This window comes from Ruegeria sp. E5 (assembly GCF_056534105.1).
Genome location: NZ_JBQFPA010000001.1, coordinates 1,045,341 through 1,058,529, shown reverse-complemented (window position 1 = coordinate 1,058,529; position 13,189 = coordinate 1,045,341). Strand labels below are relative to the sequence as shown.

Annotated in this window: 12 protein-coding genes; 9 read left to right on the top strand and 3 right to left on the bottom strand. The window is 53.0% G+C overall.

All coding sequences use genetic code 11. From position 1 onward, the window contains the following. Positions 1-3: 3 nt before the first annotated feature. The 3 genes from ACR0BI_RS05345 to ACR0BI_RS05335 are packed head-to-tail and all read left to right on the top strand — an operon-like array spanning position 4 to position 2,375. Positions 4-852: a fumarylacetoacetate hydrolase family protein gene (locus tag ACR0BI_RS05345; protein ID WP_170733451.1), complete on the top strand. Its 849-nt coding sequence runs from the start codon at positions 4-6 to the stop codon at positions 850-852. Beyond that, positions 845-1,768: a 2-hydroxyacid dehydrogenase gene (locus ACR0BI_RS05340; protein WP_480561302.1), complete on the top strand. Its 924-nt coding sequence runs from the start codon at positions 845-847 to the stop codon at positions 1,766-1,768. Before ACR0BI_RS05345 ends, ACR0BI_RS05340 begins: the two co-directional genes overlap by 8 nt. 16 nt (positions 1,769-1,784) lie before the next feature. Continuing rightward, positions 1,785-2,375 (top strand): LysE family transporter, encoded by a 591-nt coding sequence (locus ACR0BI_RS05335; RefSeq protein ID WP_170403474.1) that lies wholly within the window; start codon positions 1,785-1,787, stop codon positions 2,373-2,375. Positions 2,376-2,422: 47 nt separating this feature from the next. Here ACR0BI_RS05335 and ACR0BI_RS05330 read toward each other — a convergent pair whose 3' ends face one another. Then, complete coding sequence (locus ACR0BI_RS05330; RefSeq protein ID WP_170565707.1) at positions 2,423-3,190, bottom strand: SDR family oxidoreductase; 768 nt, start codon at positions 3,188-3,190, stop codon at positions 2,423-2,425. A 69-nt stretch (positions 3,191-3,259) separates the two neighbouring features. Here ACR0BI_RS05330 and ACR0BI_RS05325 point away from each other — a divergent pair, with 69 nt between their 5' ends. The 6 genes from ACR0BI_RS05325 (at position 3,260) to ACR0BI_RS05300 (ending at position 10,360) form a co-directional block, all read left to right on the top strand. After that, on the top strand, positions 3,260-4,318 hold the full coding sequence (locus tag ACR0BI_RS05325; RefSeq protein ID WP_170663768.1) for an L-idonate 5-dehydrogenase: 1,059 nt from the start codon (positions 3,260-3,262) through the stop codon (positions 4,316-4,318). Continuing rightward, positions 4,311-5,132 carry a phytanoyl-CoA dioxygenase family protein gene (locus ACR0BI_RS05320; RefSeq protein ID WP_480561303.1) on the top strand — a complete coding sequence of 274 codons (822 nt, stop codon included), beginning with the start codon at positions 4,311-4,313 and terminating at the stop codon, positions 5,130-5,132. The genes ACR0BI_RS05325 and ACR0BI_RS05320 overlap by 8 nt, the downstream gene beginning before the upstream one ends. A gap of 307 nt (positions 5,133-5,439) precedes the next feature. Next, positions 5,440-6,084, top strand: a complete 645-nt coding sequence (locus ACR0BI_RS05315) for an IS6 family transposase (RefSeq protein ID WP_480503436.1) — start codon at positions 5,440-5,442, stop codon at positions 6,082-6,084. A 570-nt stretch (positions 6,085-6,654) separates the two neighbouring features. Continuing rightward, positions 6,655-8,112, top strand: a complete 1,458-nt coding sequence (gene xylB, locus ACR0BI_RS05310) for a xylulokinase (protein ID WP_170396198.1) — start codon at positions 6,655-6,657, stop codon at positions 8,110-8,112. Continuing rightward, the gene (locus tag ACR0BI_RS05305; RefSeq protein ID WP_223117833.1) at positions 8,109-9,062 is read left to right on the top strand and encodes an aldose epimerase family protein; all 954 of its coding nucleotides are present in this window, start codon (positions 8,109-8,111) and stop codon (positions 9,060-9,062) included. Before xylB ends, ACR0BI_RS05305 begins: the two co-directional genes overlap by 4 nt. Continuing rightward, a complete protein-coding gene (locus tag ACR0BI_RS05300; protein ID WP_480561304.1) occupies positions 9,059-10,360 on the top strand; it encodes a cytochrome-c peroxidase in 1,302 nt (433 codons plus the stop codon). The genes ACR0BI_RS05305 and ACR0BI_RS05300 overlap by 4 nt, the downstream gene beginning before the upstream one ends. Here ACR0BI_RS05300 and ACR0BI_RS05295 read toward each other — a convergent pair whose 3' ends face one another. Beyond that, on the bottom strand, positions 10,361-11,872 hold the full coding sequence (locus tag ACR0BI_RS05295; RefSeq protein WP_480561305.1) for a CRTAC1 family protein: 1,512 nt from the start codon (positions 11,870-11,872) through the stop codon (positions 10,361-10,363). Beyond that, positions 11,862-13,079, bottom strand: a complete 1,218-nt coding sequence (locus tag ACR0BI_RS05290) for an ROK family transcriptional regulator (protein WP_170396206.1) — start codon at positions 13,077-13,079, stop codon at positions 11,862-11,864. Before ACR0BI_RS05290 ends, ACR0BI_RS05295 begins: the two co-directional genes overlap by 11 nt. Positions 13,080-13,189: the final 110 nt, after the last annotated feature.

Here is a 13,189-nt window from a genome sequence, read left to right as displayed (position 1 = left end):
GAAATGAAACTTGTTCGTTACGGAGCCAAGGGCTCGGAAAAGCCAGCCCTGGTCGACTCTGAGGGTCAATTGCGGGATCTGTCCGCTCATATCAATGATATCACGGGGGATATGTTGGATGACGGAACGCTTGATAACCTGCGGTCATTGGATCCGAACAACCTGCCAATTGTAAAGGGTGACCCTCGTATCGCTCCGTGTGTCGGTGACATCGGCAAATTTCTTTGCATCGGTTTGAACTACTCGGACCATGCTGCAGAAACCGGCGCAGATATTCCCGAGCATCCGATACTTTTTTTCAAGGCGAACTCGGCTGTCATTGGTGCTTATGACGATGTTGTTATGCCGCGGGGGTCTACACATACCGACTGGGAATGCGAACTGGGGGTCGTCATTGGTAAGACAGCCAAATATGTTTCCAAGGCCGACGCACTCGAATATGTTGCGGGCTATTGCATTGTAAACGACGTGTCGGAAAGGCATTTTCAAACGCAACTGACAGGTCAATGGACCAAAGGAAAATCCTGCGACACTTTTGGCCCTACCGGCCCGTGGCTAGTGACCCGGGATGAGGTGCCGGATCCTCAGTGTCTTGGTATGTCTCTGGATGTAAACGGTCAGCGCATGCAAACCGGGAATACCGCCACGATGATCTTTTCCGTTGCCGAGATCATTGAGCATCTAAGCCAACTTTTTACACTGCACCCCGGTGACGTCATTTCAACTGGAACACCGCCTGGTGTTGGAATGGGAATCAAACCGGAACCAGTTTATCTGAAAAATGGCGACGTCATGGAGCTTCGTATCGATGGGCTTGGTGTTCAGCGGCAAAAGGTCGGCCAAGATGACTGACTTGTTGCAAATCGGAGGGATCACTGAACGGATGCGAGGACGCCTGTCTTCAGTGTTCAATATTCATCAATTGGACGATTTCAACGCGGAAAGTATTACGCATATCGTAACGAACGGGCATGATGGCGTTCCGCATGACCTAATGATTTCACTCAGTAATCTGAAGATGATCAGCGTCTATGGAGTCGGCTACGACGCCGTCGACGCTAATGCTGCGGCTGAGCGTGGGATTGTTGTGACGCACACGCCCAATGTGTTGAACAAAGAAGTCGCAACCACCGCCGTTCTGCTGTTGCTGTCATGTTATCGAGAGCTCATACGTGACGATGATTACGTCCGGTCCGGGCGATGGGAAGTTGAAGGTAATGCCCATTTGACGCGATCAGCGGACAATCAAAAAATAGGCATTCTTGGTCTTGGTCGCATTGGTCAGGCGATTGTTGATAAGTTGGAGCCGTGGGCACCCGAAATCTCATATCACACCCGCAATCAAAAGGATGTCCCGTACCGATATTTCGACAATTTGGTTGAAATGGCAGAGCATGTGAACGTTCTCATATGCATCACGCCTGGCGGCCCGTCGACCAATAGGCTGGTCAACGCTGAGGTGTTGCGCGCGTTGGGGGCAGGCGGCACTCTGATAAACGTTAGTCGAGGTTCGGTTGTCGACGAAACTGCCTTAATTACTGCATTGCAAAATGGTGAGCTCGGGTGGGCAGGACTTGATGTCTTCGAGGACGAACCGCGCGTTCCAAAAGCATTGCGCGAGTTGTCCAATGTCGTTCTGCTCCCTCACGCTGGTAGCGCGACTTTTGAGACGCGTGCAGCAATGGGTGACCTGACTGTCGACAATCTGCTGCAACACCATAAGGACGGATCGGTGATCACAGCTGTGCCGGAATGCAGAGATCTGTAATAGGCCAATCTGAAAAGTGTTTGAGTTTGCTGTCGCGGTTTTCTTTCTGCTGATTACGCCGGGCCCGGGTGTTCTAACAACTGCGGGTATCGGATCAGCATTTGGTTTTCGAGCTGGACTCGCCTTTGTGGCTGGTCTGATGCTGGGCGGGTTCATCAACATGATGTTAGTTGTCTCTGGAGTCGCTGCGGTTGCTTTGGCTGTACCGGTGCTTAGAACTTTGTTGCTATTCGCCTCTGTCGGGTATCTGGTATTTCTCGCCTGGCGTATTGCCAGCGCCGGCTCAAAGGTCGGATTTTCCCCTGCGGTTTCGCCGCTTGGTTTTGCGAACGGTCTGACACTTCAGTTCATCAATCCCAAGGCTTACGTGGTCGGCACAGCATTGTTTTCAGGGTTTGCCTTTTTGCCCGATGCGCCCGTTTGGGAGGTCGTCATAAAAATCGTAGTATTCAATATGATTTGGGTTCCAGTGCACATGATCTGGCTGGGTGCTGGCGCAAAGCTGGGTAGCCTTGATTTAAGCGAGAGATCGCATCAAAGGATCAATATTGCGATGGCCGCTTCATTAATGGTGGTTGTGGTGATTGCCTTGGGGTCGGCGCTATGAACGATATCTAAGTCGGTCTTACTTAGCAGGCGATTGGAAGCTGCAGATCAAAGTGACGCCGTTATTCCACCATCGACATAGAGAGTATGACCATTGACGAAACTGGATGCAGGGGAAGCAAGGAAAATGGCGGCGCCGACAAGTTCTTCTACATTGCCCCAGCGACCGGCCGGGGTACGTTTCTCAAGCCATGAGCTAAACTCTGGGTCGGCAACCAAGGCGGCGTTCAAAGGTGTATCGAAATATCCAGGCGCAATGGCATTGCAGTTTAGACCATACTTAGCCCAATCAGTTGCCATTCCTTTTGTAAGATTGGTCACGGCGCCTTTTGTCGCCGTGTAAGGCGCAATACCCGGTCTTGCTAATGCGGATTGAACCGACGCAATGTTAATGATCTTACCAGACTTTCTTTCAATCATGTGCCGTGCCACAGCCTGACCGACGTGAAAGACGGACGCTACATTTGTCTGTAGCAGGCGCTCGAAGGCATCAGCGGGGAAATCCTGTAACTCCGTCCTATGTTGCATTCCGGCGTTGTTTATCAGGATGTCTATTGGGCCGACTTTTTCTTCAAAGTCGTCCACAGCAGATCGGACACCTTCATGATCGGTTGCATCGAACGAAAGTTCGCGTACCGAGGCACCTGTTTCGCTCAGCTCGGATGCTGCTGACGCTAGTTTAGTGGCATCGCGCCCGTTCAAAACGACCTGCGCACCGGCGGCAGCCAAACCACGAGCCAACGCAAATCCGATGCCTTGGCTAGAGCCTGTTACGAGCGCGCGTGTTCCCTCTAGGCTAAACATTTCAAGCGTCATGCAAAAATCCCTTGGTTGTCAGCACCGACTATCCGTATCTTTTTGCAATCTGTATAGGGAGTCCGTGCAATGTCTTCGGCCAGTGTTGCTGTTGTTATCCATGCCGCAAAAGATCTGAGGTTGGAAAACCGGGATGTGCACGACGTGGGGCCAGACGAAGTCTTGATTGCCATGCGCGCGGGAGGGATTTGCGGCTCTGACCTGCATTATTATAACCACGGTGGTTTTGGCGCGATCAAGTTGCGTCAACCGATGGTGCTTGGACACGAAATCGCCGGGGAAATAGTGAGAGTTGGGTCAAGTGTGCAGGGGTTGTATTTAGGTCAACTGGTTGCAGTTTCTCCATCCCGACCTTGCCAAGCCTGCATTTATTGTCTGAACGGGCAGCAAAACCACTGTCTTGATATGAAGTTCTATGGCAGCGCGATGCCGTTCCCGCATATCCAAGGCGCTTTTCAAAGCAAACTCGTAGCGAAAGCCAGTCAATGCGTTCCGGCAGATGGGTTAAGTCCTGCGCAGGCCGCTATGGCCGAACCTTTGGCGGTCTGTTTGCACGCGATTAAACAAGCCGGGAGCCTCTTAGGTAAAACGGTTCTTATCACGGGATGCGGTCCAATCGGCTGCCTAACGATCTTGGCGGCGCGTCGTTCTGGGGCTGCCAGAATATTGGCGACGGATATCTCGGACCAGCCCCTCGCTCTGGCGCGTGAATGCGGGGCAGACGATGTCATCAACACCTACGCCGATCCGCAAAAACTGGAGCAGTTTGAAAACGGCAAGGGCCAGGTTGATGTACAACTGGAGTGTTCCGGGGCTCAATCGGCTCTGGCTTCTGGCGTCGCATGCTTGCGCCCGGGTGGAACATTGGTTCAGCTTGGTCTAGGCGGAGACATGACAGTGCCGATGCAGGCGTTGACTGCAAAAGAGATATTGCTTCGCGGGTCTTTCCGTTTCCATTCCGAGTTCTCAGTCGCGGTCGAGATGATGCGAAGCGGACTAATTAACGTCGACCAGTTGGTAACGCATTCCTTCGAAGTTGGCGAGGCTGTCACTGCCTTTGAGGTCGCGTCTGATCGAACCCAATCAATGAAGGTGCAGTTAACTTTTCCGGATAATGACAATGGATAAACGAACGCGTGATATTGCAAAGACTTATGAAAGAGATGGTTTCGTAGCTCCGCTGGATATCCTGACAGCTTCTGAGGTCCAAACGCTGCGCGATGATTTTGAGAAAGCTGAGCGCATTCTCAGAGACGACCCAGATAAACTCAAGCTTCTATATTCTTATCCGGACAGGCTGATACCATCATTCGATGCACTACTTCGCCATCCGAAGCTGATTGAGGCTGCTTCAACGGTGTTAGGGCCGGACCTCATGGTTTGGAGCGGTGCACTTTTCGTAAAAGAAGCGCGATCATCGAAGATAGTCTCGTGGCACCAAGACTTGACCTATTGGGGATTGGATGATGCTGAAGAGGTTACCTGTTGGGTTGCGATTTCAGAAGCGTCTGAGCAAAGCGGGTGTATGAAGTTTGTTCCTGGCAGCCACAAAAGCCGTATCGTGCCTCACGTGGACACCTTCAGCGAAAACAATCTTTTGTCACGCGGGCAGGAAATCGCAGTCGATGTGAACGAAAAAGATGCAGTTGCTGCCGAATTGCGTGCGGGGCAGGCATCCATGCATCACGGGCATCTCTTTCACGCATCCGGGCCCAATAACACAGACGATAGACGCATTGGTGCGGCGTTGCGTTTCATAAAGCCTTCAATGAAACAGCAGAATGGCGTGAAAACTTTGGTTGCGCTAGTCGCAGGGCGAGATGATTTTGGGCATTTCTTACTTGCGTCCTCCCCTCAGGGCCTTTTGCATGAGAACGATTTCGTTTTGTGTCAAAGGGATGCAGACCGCAAGAAACAAATACTCTTCGCCGGAGTGAAGTGACGCCCTTGGCATGCCAAGAACCATTGCTACATCGACCCGGAAGCAGACCTGAATCGCGAAAACTGGTGGACTTACAAGGGTTACCATCGTCGCTCAGCTTTTCTTCCATCGGGCAAAAAGCTGAGGAGGTAGTCTACGGCAAGCTCGAAATTAGACTATTCATCGCTAGCTCATAAGGCATTCTGTTTGGTCTTGTCAGAAGAAGTTTGATTAAGCGGGGTAGGGGTGTTGCGTAGCTTTTGCGCATGACCAGACCTGCCTCTTCAAGTACTTCAAAACCAGCCCAGAGATCATCCGCCTTGCGGTGATGCTATACATCCGTTTCCCGTTCTCGCTTCGGAATGTCGAAGATCTGCTGCACGAGCGAGGCATCGACGTGAGCCACGAAACTGTCCGATATGGGTGGAACAGGTTCGGTCCGATCTTCGCCTCTGAGATCAGACAAAAGCGGGTGCAACAACTGCGTGAATTCTCGAATTGGAGGTGGCAGGTGGACGAGGTTTTCGTGAAGGTGATTGGCAAGAAACATTACCTCTGGCGGGCCGTAGATCATGAGGGCGAAGTGCTGGAAGCCGTTGTCACCAAACGTCGAAACAAAGCTGCAGCATTGAAATTTCTAAAGAAATTGATGAATCGACACGGCCAAGCGGGAGCCGTCGTCACGGATCGCTTCGCCGGATACAGAGTCGCGGTCAGAGAGCTGGGCACGCTCGAAAAACAACCGACGGGTAGATGGCTCAACAACCGGGTCGAGAACTCGCACCTGCCGTATCAACAACGCGAGCGCGCGATGCAGGGTTTAAGGCGCATTCGAAGTTTACAGAATTTCGCTTCCGACCATTCCTCCGTATACAACCACTTTAACCAGGAAAGATCCCTCACCAGCCGAGACTCCTTCAAGCTGACGCGAACCGCCGCTCTTGACGAGTGGCGTCAACTTTGTTCCGGATAGGTTCACGATTTTGAGTCAAATTGAGACTGGTTCGAATTTGTCTGACAGCACCAATGGAGTTTGAAGCCTAGGACCCACCCAGTGTTTCGTTGTAAGATGATACTCGGATATTCGCGCTATTATTTGTCGTGCGGTTATCCACGCTTGGATTGCCAGAATCCACTCATCTGACGAATGACGGGCTTCATGATCCGCGCCGCCAGTTGTGGAAATGGGGCAACTCTCTGAGATTGGTTGTTCAATACAAGCCAGAATTGGACGCGCAAAAGCGGATGAACCTAACTATACCACGCAGTTAACTGCGAGGTGTTTGGCGAAGTAATTTGGGAACCACTTCCTCAACGAACAGGGCGACGATTGGCTTCATGTTTGCGATGCGCAGGAACAAGACGGCTGCGCTTGTTGTGATGTGCGCTACTGATCAGAGATACGGATTTCGCCGTTTGGTCGATAAATCTGCAGTGGTGCGGGGTTATCTCACTGAGAAGCCAACTTGCCTGAAACTTTTGTTGACAATATCTATCCGGCTATTAATTTTAGCAACTAAAATAAAGGTAGGTGAGTTCAAAGATGTATCTTGGATTGGACTTGGGAACATCCGGTCTCAGAGGGATTCTTGTCGACGACGCAGGTTCCGTCGCAGGTAGCGCTGAGTCCATTATCCTTACGTCTTCCTCAAAACCCGGATGGTCCGAACAGTCCCCTTTGGATTGGGTGGAAGCTTGCAAAGAAGTCGTCAGTCAGCTTCGGGCTGCACACGGAAACGCGTTTTCTGCGCTGCGCGGCATTGGTTTGAGCGGGCACATGCACGGTGCGACCCTTTTGGATGCCAATGGTAACGTGTTGCGACCGTGCATTCTGTGGAACGACACGCGGGCATCTAAAGAGGCAGAAATTCTTGATCAACTGCCGGGTATGCGTTCGAGTTCAGGCAATATCGTTTTTCCGGGGTTCACGGCCCCCAAGTTGGAATGGGTCCGCGCAAATGAGCCTGACCTGTTTGCTAAAACTGCCAAGGTCCTACTACCGAAAGACTACCTGCGGCTCTGGCTGACCGGAGACTACGTCAGCGATATGTCTGACAGTGCCGGAACTTCATGGCTGGACGTTGGTGCGCGGCGATGGTCGGAAACCGCACTGGAACAGAGTCACATGAACATCGAACAAATGCCTCGACTGGTCGAAGGCAGTGATCCGGGCGGGGAGTTGCGGTCCGAGTTGGAGCAAGAGTGGGGAGTGTCTGGACCGGTCGTGATTGCAGGGGGAGCAGGGGACAATGCCGCTGCCGCCTGTGGGATAGGCAGTACAAGCGATGGAACTGGCTTCTTGTCCCTCGGAACCTCAGGTGTGTTGCTGGTGTCCAGAGACATCTATGCTCCAGCGCCAGAAACGGCGATACATTCTTTTTGTCATTCTGTCCCTGACAGGTGGATTCAGATGGGTGTTATCCTTTCTGCGACAAACAGTTTGAACTGGCTTTCCCGCAATCTGGGCCAGTCCGTTGGGGACATGATCGCCTCGCTGCCTGCCGATCTGGATGGCCCATCAGAGATCACGTTTCTGCCTTATCTTTCAGGTGAGCGGACGCCTCACAATGACAGTGCAATCCGTGGTGCGTTCCTGGGTGTGGATATTTCCTCGGAGACCACTGATTTGACGCGGGCTGTCATGGAAGGCGTCGCCTTTGCAATGCGGGACTGTTTGGAGGCCCTCAAGAGTACCGGAACAAAGCCAACCAGCCTTTTGGCCGTTGGCGGCGGTGCGCGATCTCGGTATTGGTTGAAAAACCTGGCCACCGTGCTCAATACGCCCCTTGCCTTGCCCCGGGGCAGTGAATTTGGTGCCGCCATCGGCGCCGCCCGCCTGGCAATGTGCGCCGTCAATGGCGCAAACCCGGACTCTGTGATGATGTCGCCCAAAATCGACACGGTGATCGAGCCTCGTGGGGATCTGATCGATGCATTCGAAAATGAATACCAACGTTACCGGCAATATTATTCGGCCTTAGCACCTTTTGCGAAACGATGAACAAAAGGCGGGACATACCTCCTCAAATCGAACGAGCCGTCCTGAATGATGGCGACATGCGCGTGTCGCTACTCAGCTACGGGGCGACAACTCAAGGTTGGTGGTACAAGGGGATGCCAATGATCCTTGGATACGAGAACCCGCGGGACTACGCCACCGATAATAATTATCTGGGCGCAATCGTTGGGCGTGTCGCCAACCGGATTGGAGCAGCGCGTTTTGACATGGAAAATGTTCGGTATGAACTGGACGCAAACGAGGGTCGAAATTCCTTGCACGGTGGGCGGGCAGGCCTATCGCATCAGAATTGGGCTCTTGAGCAGATGACAGCAAACGAGGCCGTATTGCGCCTCACTTCCCCGGAGGGTGCCAGCGGTTATCCGGGAACCGTCAGATTTGAAGTGCGAGTAAGGCTGGACTATCCGCGTCTGGTTTATTCGATTTCAGCACAGCCGGATCGGCCGACACCCGTAAGTATAGCGCAACATAATTACTATAGCCTGGGTTGCGTAACGGGCATTTCAGAACATTGTCTGCGGCTGACTTCAAACCGTTATCTTGAAGTTGACAATCAGGGTATTCCCTCGGGCAAGATTGTGGACGCAAGAGATAGTGGTATGGATTTTTCCGCGCCGAAAGCGATCAGTGCCGTTTTGACGGATTTGGACAACTACTTCGTTTTCAACAGCGCACGAGAGAAGGGGCTTCCGGTCGCCGACCTTACTACACCCACGGGTTTGAAGCTATCTGTATGGTCAGACCAGGCAGGGGTGCAAATTTACTCCGGGGCTCACCTCACGGAACCCTTTTACAAGAGCGCTGGCGTGTGCATCGAGCCATCGGGTTATCCCAACGCGCCCAACATCCCCGAGTTCCCGTCGATCATATGCGCTCCTGAAGCCCCTTACGAGCAGACATTGATTCTGCAGATTTCAGAGGGTGTGACATGAAGCTTGTTACACCGATTGTTGCTTTTAGCGTGGTAATTGCGTCCATTACGGTGGCAGCGGCTCAGAACCTTGGGCCAATCCCAGAATTTGTTGAACCTGGCGTGAAAGAGGTCCAACTTGGGCGACTGCTTTTCTACGACCCGATCTTGTCCGGGAACAGGAATATCAGCTGTGCGACTTGTCATCACCCCAAACTCGGCACGTCCGATGGGCTCTCGCTTGGGATCGGTGAAGGTGGTGCGGGTCTGGGGGCAAAGCGGAAATTCGATGCGAAAAACCCGCCGGAGCAACGAATCCCGCGCAATTCGCCGGGTCTTTGGAATCTTGGCGCAACCGAGTTCACAGTCTTCTTTCATGATGGGCGCCTTGAAACTGATCCGACACGCGCGAACGGTATCAGGACGCCGCTGGGCACTCATATGAGGTCAGGTTTCAAATCTGCTCTGGCAGCTCAGGCAATGTTTCCGGTGCTGTCTCCTGATGAGATGGCAGGCCACTATTCCGAGAATGACGTCAGCCAGGCTGTACGCCTCGGGTTGCTTACTCAGGAAGGCGGGGCGTGGGATTTGATAGCGGCTCGCGTCGCGGCCATCCCGGAATACGAACAGCGTTTTTCTCAGGTTGCACCGGGGGATACGATCACCTTTTCCGCTATTGCGAATGTAATAGCTGATTTCATTGCCTTCGAATGGCGCGCTGTCAATAGCCCGTTTGACCTTGCGATGCGGGGGGAATCTGAGTTGCCGGAAGATGCACAGCGCGGCATGCAGTTGTTCTACGGGAAGGCAGGGTGCAGCATCTGTCATTCGGGCTGGTTCCAAACAGACCACAAATTTCACTCCATAGCGATGCCGCAGATAGGACCCGGAAAAGCGGCGCGGTTCGAAAGCCATGTCCGGGATGATGGGCGCCTAAGCGTGACTGGTGACGCAGAGGATGCGTTTGCGTTTCGCACGCCCTCGTTGCGTAATGTAACGCTGACGGCCCCGTACGGGCATAACGGTGCCTATGCGCAGCTTGAAGATATCGTGCGCCATCATCTCGACCCAGAGGATTCCCTGCGTTCGTACTCCTTGGAAATGGCTGTGCTTCCTGACTTTCCGGGTGCAAAGGATCAGCTGCCATTGTCGAACCCGGAGAATTTGGATGCGATTGCCAGAAGCAGCGACCTGTCGAGGATAAGTCTGACGGATCAGGAGATCAGCGCGCTACTGAGCTTTCTGGCCAGTCTGGAAGATCCCGCGGAACGTCTTGGTGTTCCAGAACAGGTTCCAAGTGGACTGCCGGTTGACCAATGATCATCGCTCAATTTGAATGATCTGATTTGATTGGATTTCCTGCCATCCTCCTTCTTCGCCATCAGGCCAAATAACCCGAACTTCGATTGCCTTCGCATCCCCCAGTCCAAAATGATGAAGCCCTGCGATACCGCTGATGTGCCCTCCACCGATTGTGATTTCCCGGGTTACCACACCTGACTCGGTCCTGGCCTCGATAAAGCCGCCGACCGCGAAGCGGTTTGGTTTATCTTGGGAAATGTCCAGCATCACCCAATTCCCGGTGTGGGGCTGGTTTTGATAGACCTCAAGTTCCGAGCCCCGGTTAATCACCACCAGATCAAGCCAGCCGTCATTGTTGAAGTCAGCCAAAGCGGCGCCGCGCGACTTGGCCATAGAGGCAACGCCAGCCTCGACTGAAGCTTCTTGAAATTGACCATTCTCCAGTTGTAACAGTAGGTTGTTGGGGTCATTCAATGCTGCATCTGGCATCTGCTCGACATTTCCCTTGGCGACAAAGATATCGTCTAGACCGTCGTTGTTGACGTCGCCAAATTGCGCATGCCATCCAGTTGATGGGCGACCGTCGTCTCCAATATGTGGCCTGTGAGCGGTTGTGCCTTTGCTGTAAGTGGCGTCTCGCCAGGTTGGGCCGCCAGCTTCGGGGTCAAAAACTTGAAATTTTTGGTCACCCATAGAAGTCAGGTAAACTTCGGGGAAGCCATCGCCTGTTAGATCTCGTGAAGCGATGCCCATGCCCCAGAGCGAATATGCCAACCATCCGTCTTCTTTCGAATAGGGGCGTGGAGTTTTTTCCATTGCCCACAATTGCTCGTGGCCGCCACGTACATAGTAATGGCGATCGTTACTGACCCGCAGATCCGCTTGCCCGGTGCGGGACCAGTCAGAAAAGAGAATGGACAGCGCGCAATAGCCTGGTTCGAGATGTTCCGGTGGCTGGTAACTGCCGCCACTGGGCCGGTATAGGACCGTGGGTCCGCAAGTCTCAAACGGGCCGTCGGGATTGTGACGATCAACATAAGTTCCGTAGGCCAATGTTGGCAAAGTCTGATTAGCTTCCCAGGTGGCAGAGAACCCGGTTGTCCAATGATCCTCTGATCTGAAGCCAAGGGAGCTGAAAGGGCGGAACTTGCAATCAGGCTCACCTTTTATAAGCAGATCGGGGCCGACGCGCAAAACAGCCAGATCCATAACGCCATCACTGTCGACATCCAGCGGGTAAGCCCCAGTTACGTCGACCATGGAAAGCAGCTCGGGGGTATCAGCACGAAATGAAACGCTTTCGTGCGATGTGTTTCTAAACAGTTTGGATGTGTTGGTGCCACCCGCTGCAAAGAGTTCGGGCAACCCATCACCGTCACAATCGAAAACGGCGACTCCGCCGCCAACAAAGTGCTCCCAGCCGCCGTCATAAATATGAGCGCCGATGTCAATCTTTTGGAATTGCGGAGCTTGAGATTCTGCGCTGGCCGCAGATGCAAAAGCGAATAGGATACAAAGCTCAGGGCGCATTTGTCGACAGCTCCTTTACCTTGAGGATCGAGACCTGCTCAATCCCGTACGCCGCAGCTCCCTTAGCCCACATAAGGTCGCCCCAATGATGGGCTGTGATTTCCGGCAAGGGGGTATCGACATTCACGACGCCACTGCGAATTCGGGTCATCACCTCGTCCGAATTCAGGTGTTCTAAGTCCATCTGAGCTCCGGACAAAATAATGCGTTCGGGATCAAACAGATTGATCAGATTGGATATTCCCAGACCAAACATCTGGCCCGCGCGGGCCAGAACGGATTTCGCCCTTTCGTCTCCGGATCGAGCATTTTCGTGGATCTCTTTAATAGTTTCCGTTCCAATGCGTTGATCGGCGACGGTTGCTTCCCGGATCAGTGCATAGTCCCCGACATAGGCCTCAAGGCAACCCCGCTGGCCGCACTGGCAAAGCGCGCCGTCCAGTTGGACTTTTGTGTGGCCAAATTCCGCTCCGCAGCCTCTTTCCCCGCGATATAGCTTACCGTCCAGGACAATTCCAAGCCCAACGCCGTGTTCGATCGTGACGACAAGAAAGTTCTTAAAACCCTTGCCTAACCCAAAGAGTTGTTCCGCCTTTGCTACCAGGTTGGCGTCGTTTTCTATAAAGGCGGGGCAGGGCAGCTCTGTTTCCAGAAATTGGCTAAAATCGACGTTTCTATCGGTAAGGGAAGAGGACCAGTGTACGAAGTTCCTTTCTGCGTCCACGAGACCGGCAACCCCAATTGACACTCCGGATAAGGTGTCGAGGGTCTCGTTGATCTGAGCGCAGGCCTCATCCAAGGCCTTGCGAATGGTTGCCACTAATGCGCCTGGCGTCATCCGGACGTCGTCCAACGGATGTTTGTATGACGTGACCTCGTTGCCTTTGAAATCTACAAGGATGACCGAGATCATGTGGCGCGCCACTTTGAGGCCCGCAACAAGGTAAGAGCGGCCATCCAGCTGAAGTAAAACTCTGGGCCGACCCCTTTTGGCGGATTTGGATTGCGGTTCGGATTCGATCTCTTTGATCAGCCCCGCAGATATGAGGTCGGCTGTGGCTGCAGTAACCGTCGCAGGGCTGGTCTGCAAAGCGCTGGCGATATCTATCCTAGAGATCGAGCCTCTTGTCCGAATATGTTCCAACACCCGCAGGCGCGTAATGTTCCGCTGGTCCGCGGCATTTTGAGAAGCTTTGCTTTTCAGCATCTTGGCCTCACGAATCTGGTTCTTACCTCAATCTATTTGGATTTCGCCTGTCCTAACAGACTAAATATTTTACCGGCTGAAATAAATATGGTATTCAAGTTTGTGAGAGC